The following is a 19,761-nucleotide window of genomic DNA, read 5'->3' as shown; positions in this document are numbered from 1 at the left end:
TAATTAGTCACAAGCAGCAACGAGAGGATGCCCACTGGCACCGTTATGACTTTAACAGAACTTCGCTATATCGTAACCCTTGCCCAAGAGCGCCATTTTGGGCGGGCGGCAGAACGCTGCCATGTTTCCCAGCCCACGCTCTCGGTGGCAGTAAAGAAATTGGAAGAGGAGCTTGATAGCCCGCTTTTCGAGCGCTCTAAATCTACCGTGCAGGTCACCCCGCTGGGTGAGAAAATTGTTGCCCAGGCGCAGCGGGTGTTAGAGCAGAGCAGCCTGATTTATGAAATGGCCAGCGCGGGGAAAGATCAGCTAGCCAATCCACTGCGTATTGGCGCTATTTACACAATTGGCCCCTATTTATTTCCTCATTTAATTCCTGCGCTGGCCAACGCCGCACCGCAAATGTCGCTATATATTGAAGAGGGTATGACCGGCTCGCTACGCGCCAAGCTGCGTAGCGGTGAACTCGATGTGATTATTGTGGCGCTGCCGTTTACCGAAACGGATGTGGTCACCAAGCCAATTTACGACGAGCATTTTGAAGTGCTGATGCCTGCCAATCACCGCTGGGTGGAGCGTGAGGTGATTAATAAAGAGGACCTGCTGGAAGAGCGGCTATTACTGTTGGGCGAAGGTCACTGCTTCCGTGATCAGATTTTAGAGGCCTGCCCGGCGATCACCCAAAAACTCAACAGCCCCAATAACACGCTCATTGCGGAAGGTGGTTCGCTGGAAACTATTCGTCATATGGTGGCTTCAAAGTTGGGCATTACGGTGTTGCCGCAGTCTGCGTTGGGCACCGAGCAGTACGAAAACGCCATGCTGGTTAGTCGGCCCTTTGCCGACCCAGCGCCCTCGCGCACGGTCGCCATCGCCTGGCGGGCCAGCTTCCCTCGGCCTAAAGCGATTGATGCTTTGGCCCAGGCGATTAGCCAGTGTAAGCAGCCTGCCAAGATGGTTAAAGCCTCCTCATGAGTGAACTCACGTCACCGGTCACCGCGCTCAAAGGGGTAGGCGAGGCGCTAGCAATTAAACTGGCGCGCCTGGGGGTTGAGCGCATTAGCGATCTGCTTTTTCACCTGCCGTTGCGCTATCAGGACCGCACGCGGCTTACGCCCATCGGGCTGCTGCGGGCGGGTCAAGAAGCCGTGGTTGAAGGTGAAGTGACCGCCAGTGACGTGGTGAAGGGGCGCAGACGCAGCCTGCTGGTTCGCCTGCGCGATGGTAGCGGTATTTTGAGCCTGCGGTTTTTCCACTTCTCCCCCGCCCAACAGCAACAGCTGCGCCCTGGGGTAACGGTGCGCGCCTTTGGAGAAGCACGCGCCGGGGCCACGGGCCTGGAGATTTATCACCCTGAGTATCGGCTAAGCGGCAGCGAAACGCCGGTTGAGGAGTACTACACGCCGATTTACCCCACCACCGAAGGGCTTCACCAAACCCGTCTGCGTGCACTTACTCAGCAGGCGTTGGGAATGTTGACGCAAACGCCAGCGGCGCTGCCGGAGGTGATACCTGATGCCCTGCTTCAGCGGTTTAACCTGCCGGGGCTGCACGCTAGCCTACAGCTGCTGCATCAGCCGCCGCCGGATGTGGATTTAGAGTCGCTCACACATGGGCACCACCCCGCCACCCGCAGGCTCGCGTTGGAAGAGCTACTGGCCCACCAGCTTAGCCTGCGGGAAGTACGCTTGCGCATTCAGGCCGACGGCGCGCCGGCGCTGCCTTCGGGGCGTGGTCTGCAAACCCGCTTCTTAGCTCAGCTGCCATTTGCGCTGACCGGTGCCCAGCAGCGCGTACTGGAAGAGATCGCCCTGGACCTTGCTCGCCCCGCCCCAATGCTGCGGCTGGTGCAGGGCGATGTGGGGTCTGGGAAAACGGTGGTAGCGGCAATGGCTGCGCTCTCGGCGCTGGCGGGCAACTGTCAGGCGGCGATGATGGCACCCACGGAGATCCTCGCCGAGCAGCACTACCGTGCCTTCAAGGCGTGGTTTGAACCGCTAGGCATTGAGGTGGCGTGGCTGGCGGGCAAACTTAAAGGCAAAGCGCGGCTAGATGCCAAAGCGGCCATTGCCGATGGCCGGGCGCGCATGGTGGTAGGCACCCATGCGCTGTTCCAGGCCGATGTGCATTTTCAGTGCCTGGGGCTGGCGATTATTGACGAGCAGCACCGCTTTGGGGTTCACCAGCGCCTAGCGCTGCGGGAAAAAGGTGAAGCCGGTGGATTGACGCCCCACCAGCTCATCATGACCGCCACCCCCATCCCCCGTACCTTGGCCATGAGCGCCTATGCGGATCTAGATGTCTCTGTGATTGACGAGCTACCGCCGGGGCGCACACCGGTGAAAACCGTGGTGGTGTCGGATGAGCGCCGCCCCGAAGTGGTGGAGCGCATTCGCAACGCCTGTAGCGATGGCCGCCAAGCCTACTGGGTATGCACGCTGATAGAAGAGTCAGAAGTGCTGCAGTGCCAGGCCGCTGAAGTTACCCGAGAGGAACTAACCCACGCGTTACCAGCACTCTCGATTGGCTTGATCCATGGGCGCATGAAGGCCAGCGAGAAAGTCGCGGTGATGGAGGCCTTCAAAACCGGCGAGTTAGATTTATTGGTGGCCACCACGGTGATTGAGGTGGGGGTGGATGTGCCTAATGCCAGCCTGATGATTATCGAAAACCCTGAACGCCTAGGGCTTTCACAGCTTCACCAACTGCGTGGCCGGGTAGGGCGTGGCAGCACTGAAAGCTTCTGTGTGCTGCTTTATCACCCGCCGCTCTCGAAAAGCTCCCGTGAGCGCTTGGGCGTGATGCGTGAAACTACCGACGGCTTCCGCATCGCTGAGAAAGACCTGGAGATCCGCGGGCCAGGGGAAGTGCTGGGTACCCGCCAAACCGGCCTTGCCCAAATGAAAATTGCCGACCTTGAGCGCGACGCTGATCTATTGGAGCGTGTGACTGCCCTTGCCCAAACGCTACAGGGCAACGCCGAGATCACCGCCGTGCTGGTACGCCGCTGGTTAGGTGAAGCCGCTGGCCGCTACGGGCAGGTGTAGCAAGCGTGTTGTCAGGCTGCGGTGGGCGTTGGTTCCACCTCTTGCGTGCGGGCTAAACGGCTGGCGGCATCGCCTAGAGGAGCGAGTTGTTGGGTGATCAGGCGTAGCTGGCTCTGAATAGGTCGGTAGAGCGTCACGGCGCTCTCTTCATCGGGGGTGGGCTGCTCTTCCATTTGTGCGAGTAGCTCGCGGGCGTGCTCATCCAGGGGGGCGATGGGCAAGCGTTTATGCAACTGCTCCGCCAGCTGTTCTAACAGGGCGCTGATGCGCTTAGCAAGGGGAACTAGCGCGGCATCGTCTTCGTCTTCTGCCAGCCGATGACGATGGGCTCCCAGTGCTGAGAGATGGCTTAACAGCGTATTGGACAGCACCAAAAAACGCAGCCCGTTATCGGCATCCTGCTTTCGGTAGTGGCCCGGCTCGTGGAGCATATTGGTCAGCAGCGTTGAGAGGGCCGCATCGGCATTGTGGGCATTACGGCGCGCTAGCCGGTAGGCTAAATCGTCCTGTTTGCCCTCTTCATACTGATGAACAATTTCGTCTAGATAGCGGCGGTGATTGGTCAGCACGTTGGCGGCTTCCCGGTAGAGCCTGCGGCCCTGCCAGTCGGGTAGAATAAAAAACACCGCGAGTCCCGCGATTAACGAACCAATTAACGTATCAAACAGGCGCGGCCAGATTAAATCAAAGCCGTCACCCACCTGGTTAAAGCTGCACAGTATCAGCAGGGTGATGGATGCCGTAGCAATGACGTAGTGTTTTTCACGGTTAGCGAAAAATGAGACGCCCGCGGCCACCGCAATCATGCTCTGTACCAAGGGTTGTGGAAATAGGCTAATTGACACCCATCCCGCGATTAACCCGAGTACCGTGCCGACGATGCGCTGGGAAAGAAAGCGCCGCGTGGTGGCGAAGTTAGGGCGGCAGACAAATAGCGTGGTCAGCAAAATCCAGAAGCCCTGCTCTGGGTCTAGCCACTGCAGCAGCCCGTAACCAACCACCAGCGCGGTGGTTAAGCGTATCGCATGACGAAAGGTGGGTGACCCCAGCGTAACGTTCAGCCGTACCCGGCGCCAGGCTTCCAGTAAGCTGGAAGGCGAACGGTCAAAGAGCGCGCTGTCCCGGCGCGGGTCATCGCTATCGGGGTTGTGGGCACTGGCAATCTGCGCCTCTAACGTTGCAAGATTATCGGCCAAGGCGTTGAGGGGGTGCATCAACGGCCGCCACTCCGGCTTGCCGCGCTCGCTCAGATTATCGATAGAGGCGCGCAGGTCCGCCAGCGCCTGCTCACTTAGCTGGTGGTCGAAGGGGCGATTAAGCAGCAGTGATTTAGCCAACTGACGGCAGGCACGGCCCTGCTGGTCGAGTAGCCGCTGGCAGCGGAACAGCACGTCGTGGTGGAAAAACGCTTCGGTGAGCGCGCCGTAGGGGTAGTGGGTCGAACTTGCCCGCTCGTGGATGTCCTGGGCGATAAAGTATATCCGCAGGTAGCGGTTAAGCTTGCGACTCCCGCGCTGGCCTTCTAGGCGGCGGAAAATCATCTCTTTCGCTTGGTTAAGGGCATCGACCACAAGGCCATTTTGCCGCGCCAGCGCCACCCGGCGGGCCTCTATATCCACGCCGCGCACGGGTTCAAACAGCGCAGATTTGAGAATTAAAAACTCGCCCAGAGTTTTATATACCCTGGCCATGCTCTGCTTGACCGGCTGGCGGGAGAACAGCGCGCACCATACAACGGAAATAACCCCGTACCACGCTGCCCCGGCCAATAGCAGCAGTTGGCGAGCGGCGACGTCTTCATCCACGCCGCCGTGCTGTTCAATATTGATCATCGAGTAAATCGATAGAATCAGCGTGCCCGAGGCAATAGTGGCGTAACGCTGGCCGATGGCGCCCAGCATAATCAACGTGAAGGTAGAGAGCGCCAACCCAAGGGCAAACAGCCACGGCCACGGGAATAACCACTGCACCACAAACGACGCCGAGGCAAAGCATAACAGGGTGACTGCCAACGCTTGTAGGCGCCCCTGCCAGCTGTCATCGGTTTCTGAAAGCGCGCTTGCGATAATGCCTAAAAACAGCGGGATCACCAGTGCCACGTCTCCCGCTACCCCGCTAAACAGCAGCGCCCCGCTGAAGGCGATAAACACCCGCAGGCTATAGGCGAACTTATCCAGTGTCCAAAGGCGCCGTAGGGGCAGTGAAAGCGGCATAGGGGCTCTTGTAGGCAGAGGTTGTTAGACTTTAGTTTATATGCTGCGTTGCCGCATGGCTAGAGAGACGCTGTTGTGGCCTATCAACGAAAAGCCCCGCAGTGCGATGGGCTGCGGGGCAATAGGCGGCAAGCAATAGAGCCACTAGCGTTACAAATACTTCAACAGCTTTTGCAGCTTGTTCATATCGGCGGAGTCGCCGACGAGGCGCACCTCGCCGTTTACCATGCCGTCTAGAAATGCCTGCTGGGTAGGCTTCTTGAGGATGCGTAGCGCGGCATCTTGGTCGCGAAAACGTAGCTCAAGGTCAAGGTCAACGGGCAAGCCTTTGCCCGTGGTTACCCCTTTGGGCGTCATCCGGTAGTAGCGGGCAATGCTTAAGTCTTCCGTGGCAATCCCCCAGTCCAGTCCGCGCATGCGTTCCAGCTGCTCTTTAAAGCGCGGCTTGCGGCGTAGGGCACGCTTGAGCATAAAACTCAGCAGCCACAGCGTAAGCGTTAGCTTCATTAGGAAACGGCGTCCTTGAGCGCTTTGCCTGGCTTAAAGGCAACGTTTTTGCTGGCGGGAATTTGTAGCGGGGCGCCAGTTTGCGGATTCTTGCCGGTACGTGCGGCACGTTCGCGAACGGTAAAAGTACCAAAACCAATCAGGGCGACGTCTTCGCCTTTGGCGACGCTGTTCGTGATCTCATCCAGGATGACGTTGAGGACTTGGCCCGCTTTGTCTTTGGAAAGGTCGGCACCTTCAGCAATAGCAGCGGCGAGTTCAGGTTTGCGCATAGAGGAAACTCCCTTGTAACAGAATCAAGCGTACGCTTGTGATGTGTAAGAAACAGTGTTGTTTAAAGCATTACCCGGCTGGTCCAGCTTCTTAGACTAGTCGTGAATGCGGCGAAAATCAGCCTAGCAGCGCAGGGGCTGCTCTGGAAAGCTCCACTTTCCTTCTCACGCAGCCGCCTGTCAACGCAAAACCAATCAAACGACCGTCTTTATCTTCCGCCAACGCCGCCATTTCTCCCCCTTCCCCTTCGATGCGCCACTGTGTGGGCGTGGTTAACGGCGGGTAGGCCACCACGGGGAGTAGCGGTGTTTTTACGATGACCGGCCATGCGCCAAAGGCGACGCGGGTGGGCGTGCCGGTTAGGGTAGCCGCCAATGCTTTAATACTGGCCTGAAGCGGCTGTACGTACATGGCGTTAACACCTTCCACACAGGCCACATCGCCCAAGGCGTAAATGTTAGGTTCAGACGTGCGCAAGTAGCGGTCCACCTGTATACCGTTAGAGGCCACCGCTAGCCCAGCGGCGTTTGCTAGCGCGGTGCGTGGGGTAAGCCCTGTCGCCATTAACACCTTATCGGCTTGAAAAGACTCGCCGTTATCAAGCTGGATGTCTATTGCGTGGTCATTAACGGAGTCGGTTATTGCGGTAATGGCGTGGCCTAGGCGGAGTGTTATGCCCGCCGTTTCAAAGGCTGTGGCTAGCGCGCGGCCTAGCGGTTCGGGCAGTAGGCGCGCTAGCGGCGTGTTTTCGGGGGCCAATAGGCTGACGTGGTGGCCGCCAGCAATCAGGTCGTTAGCAAACTCGCAGCCCACCAGCCCGGCACCAATCACCGCGACCCGCGTGGGGCCTTGTGTTAGTGCGGTATGAAAACGGCGGTAATCATCTAAGTCGTTCACGTTGAAGCAGCGGCTGCTAAGGCTCTCAGACACGCTGAAGGGCGCGCGTGGGGCCGCGCCCGTCGCTAAAACTAAGTCATCATAGTAAAGCTCTCGGGCGTCACTCAACCGCACCTTTTGGTTATCCACATCCAGTTGGACAACCTGGGTATGGGTAACTAGCGTTGCGTTAAGCTCTTCTGCTATGTCGGCAGCGCTGCGCTGGGCCAGCTTTTCGGGGCCAATGCGTTTGGCAAAGCCGGTGGAAAGCAGCGGTTTACTGTATTCGTCGCCGCTGTCAGCACTCAACAGAGCGATGGTACGGGTATCGCCTTGGCGGCGCAGGGCGCGGGCAAGCCCAATACCTGCCATGCCGGTGCCAATAATCACCAGCGCTGCGTGGGTGGCGTCGGCGCGTTGTTCAATCGGTGGGGGCATGCAGTCACCAAAAGTCGGTGGAACAAAAGCCTGTCAGAGCACCATGTTACACTACCGCTCACTTTTTTGACTGCCTTGGAGAACCCGGTGACGGCCCCAATTTTCCGGCAAGCCCAGCCTTTTATGCATTGGCTACCCGTTAATGCGCTGCGCCCTGCGATGAGCGCACCCTGGCGGCAATGGGTGGCTTCTACCGATTCGTTAACGGCGCGGCTAACCGCGGCGGCAGGCGATAAACCGTTTCGGGTGCGCTTATTACGCCAGACAATTGGCTTGCCTCAGCGGGATGAGGCGCTGGCCTTGGGTATTGAGCCGCGCCGCTATGCGTGGCTGCGGGAAGTAGCGCTCTGTGTGGACGATACGCCTTGGGTGGTGGCCCGCTCGGTAGCGCCGCTGACCCAGCTGCAGGGGAAAGGGTTAGAGGGGCTCGGCGAACGCTCTTTGGGCAGCTGGCTGTTTCGCCAGCCTGATTTAGTGCGTGGCCCCCTTTACGCTACCAAGCATTGGCCCTGTTTTGCCCACCGGCTATGTGCGCCAAATGTGTCTGGCGTATGGGGGCGGCGCTCAGTTTTTCAGCACAGCGGGCTTTCGCTGCTGGTTCAAGAGTACTTTTTATCCACCATGGCGGATGATCTTGGCCTGCCTTCGCGCTAGGCTAACACTGCATCTTTATTCGTGAGGTAAGCATGGATCGTTCTCTGTTGCGGCCAACGGGGTGGGCTCGGGTGGCGGATTTTTTACAACTGATGCGCCTGGATAGGCCCATTGGTACCTGGCTTTTGATGTGGCCAACCCTATGGGCGCTGTGGATTGCGGCAGAGGGAGTACCTGGGCGAAATGTATTGCTGATCTTTATTGCCGGTGTTTATGTAATGCGCGCGGCGGGCTGTGTGGTAAACGATTATGCGGACCGCCACTTTGATGGCCATGTGAAACGCACCAAGCATCGGCCGCTTGCCACTGGGCGTATCAGCGAAACCGAAGCGCAGCTGCTGTTTGTTGGGCTAGTAGCGATTGCGTTTATTCTGGTGCTGCTTACCAACTGGTTTACGGTTTTACTCTCTATTGGGGGCTTGGTACTGGCGTTTATTTACCCCTTTATGAAGCGCTACACCCACTTTCCCCAAGTGGTGCTAGGAGCGGCTTTCTCTTGGGCGATACCGATGGCGTTTGGTGCCGTGCTGGGGAGCGTGCCCCTTGAAGCATGGCTGCTGTTTTTCGCCAACGTATTGTGGACCGTGGCCTACGATACCCAGTACGCCATGGTTGATCGCGACGATGACTTAAAAATCGGTATTAAATCAACGGCGGTGCTGTTCGGAGATGCTGATCGATTAATCATTGGCCTGCTACAGCTTGCTACGCTGGCGCTATTAACCTGGGTAGGGCTACGAGTAGCGTTAGGCGGTTTTTTCTGGCTAGGGCTAATAGCGATGGCAGCGACGTTTGTCCATCAGCAGCGGTTGATAGCGCACCGTGAGCGTGATGGCTGCTTCCGGGCGTTTTTGAATAATTACTGGTCGGGCCTGCTTATTTTTGCCGGTATTGCTCTGAGCTGGTGGCCAATCACTGGCTAAATACGCTGAGTGTCATAAAATTGTCACTAAGCCATGGTGTTATCGTCACAGATATTTCATTGAACTGTTTTTCTATGAGCTAGTTTCATTGCACACCGTGAGGCCCAGGAATGACCGCCAAGACCGTTTTGATTGTCGATGATGAGGCGCCGATTCGCGAAATGATCGCAGTGGCGCTGGAAATGGCTGACTATCACGTGCTTGAAGCGGATAACGCCCAAGATGCTCATGCGATGGTTGTCGACCATCAGCCTGATTTGCTGCTACTGGATTGGATGATGCCCGGCACCAGCGGTATTGAGCTTGCAAGGCGCCTAAAACGCGAAGAGTCTACCGCTGAAATACCCATTATTATGCTTACTGCTAAGGGCGAAGAGGATAATAAGATTCAAGGTCTTGAAGCGGGTGCCGACGATTACATCACTAAGCCATTTTCGCCCCGTGAGCTGGTCGCGCGCTTGAAAGCCGTGCTAAGGCGTACCACTCCCCGGGGTGTGGAAGACCCCATTGAGATTAATGGCCTAATGCTCGACCCGGTAAGCCATCGGGTAAGCGCCCATGGTGAACCGCTGGAAATGGGCCCCACCGAATACCGCCTGCTGCAGTTTTTTATGACCCACCAAGAGCGCGCCTATACCCGCAGCCAGCTGCTTGACCAGGTATGGGGTGGCAACGTCTACGTTGAAGAGCGCACTGTTGATGTACATATCCGTCGTTTACGTAAAGCCCTGGGCGAAGCCCACCAAAACCTTATCCAAACGGTGCGAGGCACGGGGTACCGCTTCTCCGCTCGGGTGTAAAACGTGCGTCTTTGGAGCCGTGAACTGTGGCGAGTTGCCTGGCTGGCGACCTTAGGGGTCTTGCTGGGCTGGGCGCTAGGCGCGCCTGGGTTAGGGTTGGCCGCAGGGCTTGCGGTGTGCTTGTTTTACCATTTGCGTCAACTGCTGGCGCTTTTTCAATGGCTAACGCTGCATCCCCAGGATGAACCGCCTTCGGCGCGGGGCATGTGGGGCGAGCTATTTGATCGGCTCTACCGTTACCAAAAGAGCCAGCGCATTACCCAAACCCGCTTGCGGGCTACCCTCGGGCGTATTCAAGAGTCATCGGAAGCCATGCGCGACAGCGTAGTCATGTTAGACCGCCACGGTGACCTTGAGTGGTGGAACAGTGCCGCCACTGAGATGCTGGGCCTACAAACCGCCCATGACCGCGGGCAGCATATTACGAATCTGCTGCGTGACCCGCGTTTCATCAGCTACTTCAATGCCAACCAGTATAGCGAACCGTTAACGCTAACCTCGCCAATTGATGAACGCCAAATTCTGCAGTATCAGATTACCCTCTATGGAGACGATGAACGTCTCGTCATGGCGCGGGATATTACCCGGCTGCATCGTCTTGAGCAGATGCGTCGTGACTTTGTCGCGAATGTCTCCCATGAGCTGCGCACACCGCTAACGGTGCTTTCCGGCTATTTGGAGACCTACAGCGACTTAAGCGACCAGCTGCCGCCACGCTTAGGCCGGGGAATTGGTCAGATGGAGGAACAAACCAAGCGCATGCAGAGCTTGGTGAATGACCTGCTACTGCTTTCGCGGTTGGAAATTGACCAAGGTGGAAAAGACCACCAACCACTGGCCGTTGGGCCGTTACTTGAGAGCATTCGCCAGGATGCCCTGGCGCTCTCCGGTCAGCAGAAAGGCGGTCAAGTGCCGAGTAGCCAGCTACATAGCATCCACGTAAGTGTTGAGAGCGAGGCCCAGCTAGTGGGCAGCGAGCAGGAAATCCGCAGCGCTATTTCTAATCTTGCTTTTAACGCGGTGCGCTACACCCCTGCAGGCAGCCAAATAACCCTGCGTTGGGCCAACCTGGAGAACGGTAGCGCTTACATCTCGGTGGAGGATAACGGCGAGGGGATCGATCCGGTGCATATCCCCCGGCTGACCGAACGCTTCTACCGAGTTGATAAAGGGCGCAGCACCGCCACTGGGGGCACAGGCCTGGGATTAGCCATTGTTAAGCATGTATTGCTGCGCCACGATGCTCAGCTACAGATAGTCTCCCGCCCTGGCGAAGGCGCGCAGTTTCGCTGCGTATTTCCTGCCACACGGGCCTTGGTGGCTAATACCGTCTTTTAAAAAAACCACGCTGCGTTTTCAAACTCTGCATTCAACCACTGAATGCAACGGCGGTGCTGGTCAAACAATTCCTGTCACAAAGAAGCACGCGTTCCCTAAAAAAAGACAACGCTTGTACAAGTGTGCCAGATTGTCTGTTAAGAATGGTCAAACTCTGCGCATGTGTCATTTTTAGCCACTTTTTCAGCTTTGACAGCGCTTTTAGAGTGGCTATAAATAATCGACTAATATTTATAGATATTTGTATTTAAATGGTTTTATATAATTTTTTGGCAGGATGGCACAAGCAGTGCAACTACCCAGACAAGGAAGATAACCGCTGGAACTGGCAAGCCTATATGGCACTCTTCCTTAAAATTAGCGGTATCACAGCGATCGAGGAGACGGAATATGATATCCAAGGAACTACTCAAGAAAGCTGGTATTTTAGGTGTATCTTTTGGCTTGATGGCTAGCCCACTAGCATTTGCTGACACCACCGACCATTCATCAATTGATCAAAACCAAGATATTACGACTGATGATGAGCCTCAGGATAGCCATGCACAAGGTACAGGTGCTGGAAACTATGACAGTGACGATCTGACTACCGACCACGGTACACAGGGTCCAGATGCCGTCGACGATCCTGAATCAACTGACATGCACGGTGATAATGACGACGAATACACCCCAGAAGAGATTAATGAAGAAAACCGTGCGTCGTAATTGATATTGTAGATAACATTAGTTTACAAGGTTGAAAATAACTCTTACGCTTAGGAGTGAGCACATAAGGGGCAAGGATGTCCCACTGCAAGGATGCTCACCGATTCAAGGAGTGAATCTAGCGACGAACAATACGTTAGTCAGGGTAAATTCCATGGTTGGAGTCCCGCAAAAGGATAGGAAGCTAACGTTAGGTATCGCCCATATTAAGAGTTATCAAGACCCCGCCCTGGCGGGGTCTCGTTTTTTGTGGACGGTCGAAAAGTGTGTTCATTCCACCGTGACCACACCACGGTAGTGGTGATCCCACATCAAAACAGCGCCTGCCACCGCACCAGGAATTAAGAATAAATTTGCCAGCGGAATCCAGGTAACAACGGTCACCAGCCCTCCGTAAGTTAGGCTTTGCCACCAGCGCCGTGAGAGTCGTTGGCGCATATCCCGAAACGTTATTTTATTGTTATCCATTGGGTAGTCTAAGTAGGTGATGGCCATTATCCAGGCAGAAAACAGTGCCCACAAAATAGGCGCCAGCAGGTTAAGCCCTGGAATCCAGCTAAACACCAACAGTGCTGCCGCGCGAGGCAGGATGTAGCCTAGTTTCACCAGCTCACGCCCCACTGCATCAATCGCCGTTTTCGCCAGCCCGCGGTCGTCTAACGGTTCGCGGCCAGTGGCTTGGCGCTCTACTTTGGCGGCTAAAAAACCGTAGAAAGGCGCGGCGATCAGGTGGGTGACTAACGTAAAGGTGAAAAACACGGCCAGTAGTAGGCTGACGAAAAAAAGAGGCCAAATTAACCAGGATAGCCACTCAAGCCAACTCGGCACCATTGCCATTGCGCTGTCTAGCCAGCCAGAAAAGCGGTTAACCACCAAGCGGAGCATGCTGGCATAAACCACAAGGTTTACCAGGAGGGGAAGGAAGACATAGCGCCGCAGGCCTTTTCGATACACCAGCCGAGTGCCTCGGCTTAGCGCGGTAAATGCATCCAATGTGCGAACTCCTTATCAATACGCCCAGGCAGCGCATCTGGGCGTATTGCAGGAGGTATTACAGGATAGGTCAAGACTTTTTAAGCACGTCCTGATCTAAGCTGTCGAGGTCGGTATGGCGAATATCCAGTCCCTTTACGAGATAAACCACATATTCCGCGAGGTTGTTGGCGTGGTCGCCTACGCGTTCCAGGGCACGCAGTACCCACATAATGCTGAGTACCGAGCTGATAGAGCGAGAGTCTTCCATCATAAAGGTCATCAGCGAGCGCATGGCGCTGCCATACTCGTCATCCACGAGTTCGTCTTCACGCACGACCTGCATGGCAAGTTCCGTATCAAAGCGGGCAAACGCGGTTAACGCATCGCGCAGCATTTTACGGACGTGTTCGCTGATATGGCGCACTTCTACCAAGCCACGAACACTGCCGTTGTTTTCACTTAATAGCATCGCGTTACGGGCAATCTTGCTGGCCTCATCGCCGATACGCTCAAGGTCTGAGGTGGCGCGAATAACCGCCAGCACTAAGCGCAAGTCAGAAGCCGCGGGCTGTCGGCGCGCTAGAACACGCGTGCACTCGTCATCTATTTGTAGCTGCAGGTCGTTTACTTGGCGGTCGTTATCGCGCACTTTTTCGGCGAGGTGGCTGTCGCCTTCAAGCAGTGCGAATACGGCGTCTTGCACCTGCTTTTCCACTAGGCCACCCATGGCCATTAGGTGGGTTTTTAGCTCCTCTAGCTCTTGATTAAACTGGCGAGAGATATGCTGGCTGTGGGTATCGCTGGTAATGTCCATTGCGCACTCCTGACGGGTCGTCTCTGGGGCCTAGGTCATGCGGCCGGTGATGTAGTTTTCAGTGCGTTGTAAACGCGGGTTGGTGAACACTTGGTCGGTTAAGCCGAATTCAACCAGCTCGCCGTGCTGCATAAACGCCGTGTAGTCAGAAACCCGGGCGGCCTGCTGCATATTGTGGGTAACCAGCACCAAGGTAAGCTGCGATTTAAGGTTGCGAATCAGCTCTTCCACCTTGAGTGTTGAGATGGGGTCCAGTGCCGAAGCGGGCTCATCTAACAGTAAAACGTCGGGTTGGACGGCCAGCGTGCGGGCAATGACTAAACGCTGCTGTTGCCCACCGGAGAGCTGCCATGCTGAACGGTGCAACTGGTCTTTAACCTCCTCCCATAGCGCGGCAGACGTTAGCGCCCACTCAATAATGTCGTCTCGCTTACGCTTGGGTAATCGGCGCTGCAAGCGCAGCCCAAAAGCGACGTTTTCATAAATTGACATCGGAAATGGGTTCGGGGTTTGAAACACCATACCCACGCGGCGCCTCAGCTCGGTGACGTTCGTTTGGGGGGCGTGAATATCCTGCCCTTCAAGCGCTATGTGTCCACTGTGGGAAACTGATTCGTTGAGGTCATGTAACCGATTAATCGCCCTAAGCAGCGTGGATTTACCGCAGCCAGAGGGGCCGATAAAAGCGGTAACCCGATGGCGAGGCACGTCGAGCGTCAACTGCCGCAATGCAGGTTTCCCCGCATAGGCGAGGTTAAACTGATTGATGCTTAGGCAGCACTGCCCGGGAGCAAAGGTGGTCACCGGAGCCTGTGATGCTTGGCCTGACGCTTGGCTTGGTGTTAAGGGCGCTAGCATTCGTTTCCTCGTTGACGCCTTAGATAATGACGCAGAAATATGGCAGTTAGGTTAAGCACCAGCACAATCAGCACTAATAGTAACGCCGTGGCGTAAACCAGCGGGATGGCGGCCTGAACATCCTCCCCATGAAACGCCGTATCAAATAAATGATAGCCAAGGTGCATAAACTTGCGCTCAAGGTGCAAATAAGGGAAATCACCATCCAGCGGCATTTGCGGCGCTAGTTTGGCAACGCCCACCAGCATTAAAGGTGCCACCTCGCCAGCGGCCCGGGCGATGGCTAATATCACTCCGGTGAGCATCGCAGGGGTAGCCATAGGCAGCACCACCCGGGTTAACATTTCCAGGCGTGTGGCCCCTAGCGCTACCGCCCCTTCGCGCTGGGCGTCGGGTATTCGCGCTAAGCCCTCTTCGGTTGCCACAATCACCACCGGCAGGGTTAGTAGTGCAAGGGTCAGCGAGGCCCATAAAAGCCCGCCGGTGCCGAAGGTGGGCGAGGGCAGTTCATCGCTAAAGAACCAATTATCGATAGAGCCGCCAATGCCGTAGACGAACACTCCCAGGCCGAACACGCCGTAAACAATCGATGGCACGCCTGCTAAGTTGCGCACGCCAATGCGGACTAAATGGGTGAGCCGATTTTGATGAGCGATTTCATTGAGATAAATCGCCGCCAGTACGCCAAACGGGGTCACGATCACCGACATTAAAATAACCATCAGTACGGTGCCAAAAATAGCCGGCCACACGCCGCCGCCGGTATTGGCTGCCCGTGGCCCTTCGCTCAGAAAGCGCCAAACGTTTTGCCCCCAGGCTGTGGCTTTCTGCCACCAGGACATGGCATTGGGGGCTTGAAAATGGCGGATACTAGAGAGCGGCTGGCGTAGCGCTTGGCCATCGGCGGTCAGCAACAGTAGCTCACTGCTAGCCCGCTGGCTGGCTGGCAGCGCTAGGGAAGTCGTCATGTACTCCCAGGCAGCTTGTCCGGTTAAGCGCTGGCCATCGCTTTCCACTGCGATTAAACGGCCAATAAAATCGCCCCAGGGGGTACGTTCTAAGCGGATTAGGTCGTTTGGGGTCGCTTGCTCAGCGATGTCCTCGACGTTTATCCAGCGCCAGTTAGCCCCGGTGATATCGCGGTTGCCGGTAAAATAGAGCCGCTCCATGCCCGCGTTTAGCGGCAGCGGGGTTTCGCGTACCGGCTGGCCGATAACCGTATCACCTGAGGCAAGCGTGACCTCCTCCAGGGCAGCTGGCCAGAAGTGCCCTAGCCCGCGGGTCGCCAACAGGGTGAGCAGCGCTGCCAACATCAGTAGTGAAAGCGCCACGCAGGCAGCGCATAGCCACGGCCACAGCCCATCATTTAGCCAGTTAACCCGCCGTTTGCTCTGTTCGGATAGTGGCGTCATTGCCTGCCCCCCAGCCGATGGTAGCGGCGGCGTAGTCGCTGGCGCACCACTTCTGCCAGGGTATTCACCAAGAAGGTAAAAATGAACAGCGCTAGTGCGGCCAAAATCAAGAGATGATAAGTGAGTCCGCCGGGGGTCGCCTCGGGCAGTTCAATGGCGATAGCGGCGGAGAGCGAGCGTAGTCCCTCAAAGGGACTGGCGCTAAACAGCGCGGTGTTGCCGCTAGCCATGAGTACGATCATGGTTTCACCCACAGCGCGGCCTGCGCCAATCATGACCGCTGAAAAAATACCGGGGCCAGCGGTGGGTAGCGCTACTTTCCAAAGCGCCTGCCAACGGCTGGCCCCCAGCGCTTGCGCGCCTTCCATTAAGGTGGGGGGGATATCTGCGAGCGCATCTTCGGCCAGCGCATAAATACTCGGAATGACGGCAAACCCCATGGCGATACCGACGATCAGCGCGTTTCGTGTGGCGTAATCCATGCCGTAGCGCTGGTCGAGCAGGCGGCGTAGATCGCCCCCTAGCAGGTGGTGCTCAAGCCATGGCGCGAGCCACAGTGCCACGACGACCATGCACGCAAGCCACGGGATTAGCCATAGTCCCGCCCAGGAGTGCGGTAAGCGCTGGCGCAATCGGGTCGCCGCAAGATGCCATAAGACACCGGCCAACACGGCGCTGAAGGGCAGCCACACGATGAGCAGCAGGGCACTGGCTAAGTGGCGCTCCACCCAGGGTGCTAGCACTAAGCCAGCAATAAATCCGACCACAACGCCAGGTACTGCTTCCATGAGTTCTAACGCGGGTTTTAGCCGACTACGCAAACGCGCCGACATAAACAGCGCCGAGTAGATGGCTGCGCCTAACGCAATGGGCGTTGCAAACAGCATGGCGGCGAGGGCCGCTTTTAGGGTGCCCCAGGCAAGTGGTGAGAGCTTACTAAGCGCGAAGGTATCGCCTAATGCGAGCAGCGGAAGCGTTTCCCAAATAAGGAAAACCCCGATGGCCAGAATCGCCAATAACACCCCAATGCCCCCAGCGGTGATTAGCCCAGTGGCAATGCGGTCTTGAAGTTGGCGCAGCGGCAGATGAACGCGGGTTAGCCGGGGGGGAGTCATGTCGACATCATTGAGAAGCGGGTGCCATCGCTAAAATAAACATGCATGGGATTCTCCTTACCCTAAAACATTTTTATGACAATTAAATGACAGTCGTTACCATGGCTGCTGGGCGTTCAGGTCGCTAGGCGGCAGCGGTACAAAGCCTGAAGCGCGGACAATTTGCTGGCCTTCTGGCGACATAATCAGCTCAATAAACGCCTGCTCGGCGGCCGGTAACGCCTCCCCTGGGGGCAGATTAACGTAGAGATAGAGATCGCGGGATAAAGGATATTCGCCACGCTGAATCGCTGATTCCTTAGGCGCCAGGGCGTTGCCGTGCTGGTCGGTTAGATGCAGCGCTTTTACCATGGGGGTAAGGTGGTTGAAGCCTGCATAACCCATCGCGTTAGGCGATTCTCCCACTGCGGCGACCACGGCGGAAGAGCCAGGGTGCTCGCTAATATCGACCCGGAACTGGCCGCTGCATAGCGCCTGTTGTTGGAATAATCCGTGGGTGCCCGAGGCCAAATTGCGCCCATGCAGCGCAATACGCCCGTAAGGCCACTGCTCGGCATCAAGGAGCGCATCCCAGCGCCGAATGGGCTGGCTGGCACCACAGGCAAGGCCGGTGGAGAAAATGGCATCAATCTGCTGACGGGTTAAGACATCAAGCGGGTTGTGGCGATGGACAACGACGACTAGCGCATCCCGCGCCACACGAAACTCAAGGGGTGGGTAGCCATAGCGGTCGATAAACTGCTGGCGCTCAGTCGCAGCCATCGGCCGGGACATCGGGCCAAGGCGCGTAGTACCTGCAATTAACGCCGTGGGCGCACTGGCTGAGCCGCCCGCTTGAAACTGGAGGTTAATTTCTGGATGACGAGCGGTGAGCGCTTCTCCCCAGCGTAATACCAGCCCTGCCATGGTGTCGGAACCCACCGCCCCTAGCGTGCCGCTTGGCAGGGATGGCGCCACGGCGGGCTGCCCCCAGGCTAACTGGGTGACCACCAGCAGTGCTCCTAGCAGCGCTAAGCGTAGGCGATATTTCTTCCTAAGCCATAAACCGTTACCCTTCAAACGCCTTTCCTCTTGTGATTAACTAATGCCACTCTATTGCGATGCAGCAACATCACAACAATAAACCCACAAAGCGACCACCTTATGACACCGTTGGATTCTGATTTGGACGATGTACCTGCGCCCCAAGGGCAGCTCACGTTAAAGCTACTGGCTTCTCGACAAGATACCAATCTCTATGGCGATATTCCTGGTGGGTGGCTCGTCAACCAGATGGATCAAGCCGCCGAGCTTGCCGCAGGCCGTGAAGCCGGCGGGCGAAACGCTACCGTTGCCATTGAAGCGATGGATTTTTTAAGCCCGGTACGCGTGGGGTCGATGGTCAGTGTTTATACCCAGGTGCGGGAAATTGGCCACAGCTCGATCAAAATTGATGTGGAAGTTTGGGTGCGCCCACCTCACGGTCGCCATATTGAAGAGCGCCAGAAAGTCACCGAAGCACGTTTTGTCATGGTAGCGCTGGATGAAAATGGTCGAATTCGCGCGGTGCACAGCTAAAAAGGGCGCCGAGGCGCCCTTTGTGCTTAAGAAGATCGAGTTTTCTTAAGAAGTACCAGCGTGCTAAAAGTGGCTTAAGACGTTAGCTCATCACGACTTTTCAAGTAAGCGTATTCACCCACATCGCTAAACGGGCGCAGTACTTGCTGGAAGGCTGAGTAAGACTCCCACACCCGGCGAGACGCTTCGTCGCTGTCTACCTGGCGCTGAATAACCTCTTGGGAAGATTCATGGAGCGCTTGCATGACATCTTCCGGGAAGGTGCGTAGCTGAACGCCGTGCTCGTCTACCAGGGTTTCCAGCGCTTGAGCGTTGCGGTAGGCGAACTCGCTGATCATGGCGAGGTTAGACGCTCGTGCCGCTTCGCGGATAACGTCTTGAAGGTCTTCCGGTAGGGCATTCCAGGCGTCCAGGTTAACGGTGCCTTCTAGCACGGCGGTAGGCTCATTCCACACCGAGGTGTAGTAGTAGTCGGCGACCTGATGCAGGCCAAACGCCATATCGTTGTAAGGGCCTACCCAGTCGGCAGCGTCAAGTACGCCGGTTTGGAGCGAGGTGAAAATTTCCGAACCGGGCATGTTAACGGTGGTTACCCCAATAGCGTTCATTGCTTCGCCTGCCAGGCCCGGTAGGCGCAGGCGCAGGCCTTGCATATCGGCCAGGGAGTTAATCTCTTTTTTGAACCAACCGGCCATTTGCGCGCCGGTATTGCCGACCGGGAAAGGCTTCAGGTTATGGTTGGCGTAGATCTCATCCCACAGCTCTTGGCCACCGCCGTGGTATAACCAGGCGTTCATTTCAGTGGTGTTCATGCCGAACGGTACGGCAGTGAAAAACTGCGAGGCGGCTACTTTGCCGCGCCAGTAGTATGAGGCGGAGTGACCCATTTCAGCGGTACCGGCGGCCACGGCGTCAAATACTTCCATGGCAGGCACCAGCTCGCCAGCACCGTGTACACGGATGCGCATACGGCCGTTAGAGAGTTGCTCTACCCGGCGGGCGAAGTCGTTCGCGCCGGTACCGAGTGCAGGAAAGTTTTTCGGCCAGGAGGTCACCATATCCCAGGTGTAGGTTTCGTTAGCGCTGGCGGTAGAAACAAACGGGGCGGCAGCGACACCGGCGGCGCCAAGGCCGGCGGCTTTGAGGAAATTGCGGCGTTGCATAATGAGCAAGACTCCGGAAATTATAGGATATTTTTGTCAGCGTGCAGAAAAGCACAGTGTCCGTTTGCCAGTATGCGCCAACCAAGTTTT

General features: G+C 56.6%; 19 protein-coding genes. 8 read left to right on the top strand and 11 right to left on the bottom strand.

Translation table 11 applies throughout. The annotated features are described in order from the left end of the window. Nucleotides 1-45 precede the first annotated feature (45 nt). Complete coding sequence (locus P8S54_RS10990; RefSeq protein WP_281441777.1) at nt 46-975, top strand: hydrogen peroxide-inducible genes activator; 930 nt, start codon at nt 46-48, stop codon at nt 973-975. Beyond that, nucleotides 972-3,047 carry an ATP-dependent DNA helicase RecG gene (gene recG / locus P8S54_RS10985; RefSeq protein ID WP_281441776.1) on the top strand — a complete coding sequence of 692 codons (2,076 nt, stop codon included), beginning with the start codon at nt 972-974 and terminating at the stop codon, nt 3,045-3,047. The genes P8S54_RS10990 and recG overlap by 4 nt, the downstream gene beginning before the upstream one ends. Before the next feature lie 11 nt (nt 3,048-3,058). Here the strand turns inward: recG and yccS are convergent, their stop codons facing one another. The 4 genes from yccS to P8S54_RS10965 form a co-directional block, all read right to left on the bottom strand. Then, a complete protein-coding gene (gene yccS / locus P8S54_RS10980) occupies nt 3,059-5,260 on the bottom strand; it encodes a YccS family putative transporter (RefSeq protein ID WP_281441775.1) in 2,202 nt (733 codons plus the stop codon). 150 nt (nt 5,261-5,410) lie between these two features. Continuing rightward, entirely contained in the window at nt 5,411-5,767 is a 357-nt protein-coding gene (locus P8S54_RS10975) for a hypothetical protein (RefSeq protein ID WP_281441774.1), read from the bottom strand. Further along, the gene (locus tag P8S54_RS10970; RefSeq protein WP_009098191.1) at nt 5,767-6,039 is read right to left on the bottom strand and encodes an HU family DNA-binding protein; all 273 of its coding nucleotides are present in this window, start codon (nt 6,037-6,039) and stop codon (nt 5,767-5,769) included. Before P8S54_RS10970 ends, P8S54_RS10975 begins: the two co-directional genes overlap by 1 nt. Nucleotides 6,040-6,157: 118 nt before the next feature. Then, a complete protein-coding gene (locus P8S54_RS10965; protein WP_281441773.1) occupies nt 6,158-7,354 on the bottom strand; it encodes an FAD-dependent oxidoreductase in 1,197 nt (398 codons plus the stop codon). Between the two features lie 87 nt (nt 7,355-7,441). Here P8S54_RS10965 and P8S54_RS10960 point away from each other — a divergent pair, with 87 nt between their 5' ends. The 5 genes from P8S54_RS10960 (at nt 7,442) to P8S54_RS10940 (ending at nt 11,777) form a co-directional block, all read left to right on the top strand. Further along, nucleotides 7,442-8,008 (top strand): chorismate lyase, encoded by a 567-nt coding sequence (locus tag P8S54_RS10960; protein ID WP_281441772.1) that lies wholly within the window; start codon nt 7,442-7,444, stop codon nt 8,006-8,008. A gap of 32 nt (nt 8,009-8,040) precedes the next feature. After that, nucleotides 8,041-8,931 (top strand): 4-hydroxybenzoate octaprenyltransferase, encoded by an 891-nt coding sequence (gene ubiA / locus P8S54_RS10955; RefSeq protein ID WP_009098195.1) that lies wholly within the window; start codon nt 8,041-8,043, stop codon nt 8,929-8,931. Between the two features lie 110 nt (nt 8,932-9,041). Further along, nucleotides 9,042-9,731 (top strand): phosphate regulon transcriptional regulator PhoB, encoded by a 690-nt coding sequence (gene phoB, locus P8S54_RS10950; RefSeq protein ID WP_009098196.1) that lies wholly within the window; start codon nt 9,042-9,044, stop codon nt 9,729-9,731. 3 nt (nt 9,732-9,734) lie between these two features. Then, nucleotides 9,735-11,069: a phosphate regulon sensor histidine kinase PhoR gene (gene phoR, locus P8S54_RS10945; protein WP_281441771.1), complete on the top strand. Its 1,335-nt coding sequence runs from the start codon at nt 9,735-9,737 to the stop codon at nt 11,067-11,069. A gap of 390 nt (nt 11,070-11,459) precedes the next feature. Then, complete coding sequence (locus P8S54_RS10940; RefSeq protein ID WP_281441770.1) at nt 11,460-11,777, top strand: hypothetical protein; 318 nt, start codon at nt 11,460-11,462, stop codon at nt 11,775-11,777. Nucleotides 11,778-12,047: 270 nt separating this feature from the next. On the opposite strand, the gene cysZ is transcribed toward P8S54_RS10940, so the two are convergent. The 6 genes from cysZ to P8S54_RS10910 form a co-directional block, all read right to left on the bottom strand. Next, the gene (gene cysZ, locus P8S54_RS10935) at nt 12,048-12,770 is read right to left on the bottom strand and encodes a sulfate transporter CysZ (protein WP_281441769.1); all 723 of its coding nucleotides are present in this window, start codon (nt 12,768-12,770) and stop codon (nt 12,048-12,050) included. A 70-nt stretch (nt 12,771-12,840) separates the two neighbouring features. Beyond that, nucleotides 12,841-13,566 carry a phosphate signaling complex protein PhoU gene (gene phoU, locus P8S54_RS10930; protein WP_009098200.1) on the bottom strand — a complete coding sequence of 242 codons (726 nt, stop codon included), beginning with the start codon at nt 13,564-13,566 and terminating at the stop codon, nt 12,841-12,843. Between the two features lie 30 nt (nt 13,567-13,596). Then, nucleotides 13,597-14,424, bottom strand: coding sequence for a phosphate ABC transporter ATP-binding protein PstB (gene pstB / locus P8S54_RS10925; protein WP_281441768.1), 828 nt, complete (start codon nt 14,422-14,424; stop codon nt 13,597-13,599). After that, a complete protein-coding gene (gene pstA / locus P8S54_RS10920) occupies nt 14,418-15,836 on the bottom strand; it encodes a phosphate ABC transporter permease PstA (protein WP_281441767.1) in 1,419 nt (472 codons plus the stop codon). The genes pstB and pstA overlap by 7 nt, the downstream gene beginning before the upstream one ends. Further along, entirely contained in the window at nt 15,833-16,951 is a 1,119-nt protein-coding gene (locus tag P8S54_RS10915; protein WP_281441766.1) for an ABC transporter permease subunit, read from the bottom strand. The genes pstA and P8S54_RS10915 overlap by 4 nt, the downstream gene beginning before the upstream one ends. 96 nt (nt 16,952-17,047) lie before the next feature. After that, nucleotides 17,048-18,010, bottom strand: coding sequence for a phosphate ABC transporter substrate-binding protein (locus tag P8S54_RS10910; protein ID WP_281441765.1), 963 nt, complete (start codon nt 18,008-18,010; stop codon nt 17,048-17,050). An 84-nt stretch (nt 18,011-18,094) separates the two neighbouring features. Between P8S54_RS10910 and P8S54_RS10905 the strand changes: the two genes are divergently transcribed. Continuing rightward, entirely contained in the window at nt 18,095-18,508 is a 414-nt protein-coding gene (locus P8S54_RS10905; protein WP_009098207.1) for an acyl-CoA thioesterase, read from the top strand. Nucleotides 18,509-18,582: 74 nt separating this feature from the next. Here the strand turns inward: P8S54_RS10905 and P8S54_RS10900 are convergent, their stop codons facing one another. Beyond that, entirely contained in the window at nt 18,583-19,671 is a 1,089-nt protein-coding gene (locus P8S54_RS10900; RefSeq protein ID WP_009098208.1) for a TRAP transporter substrate-binding protein, read from the bottom strand. Nucleotides 19,672-19,761 lie beyond the last annotated feature (90 nt).

Source organism: Halomonas sp. M1 (genome assembly GCF_029581375.1).
Lineage (GTDB): Bacteria > Pseudomonadota > Gammaproteobacteria > Pseudomonadales > Halomonadaceae > Vreelandella.
This window is presented reverse-complemented; position numbering and strand designations above follow the sequence as displayed.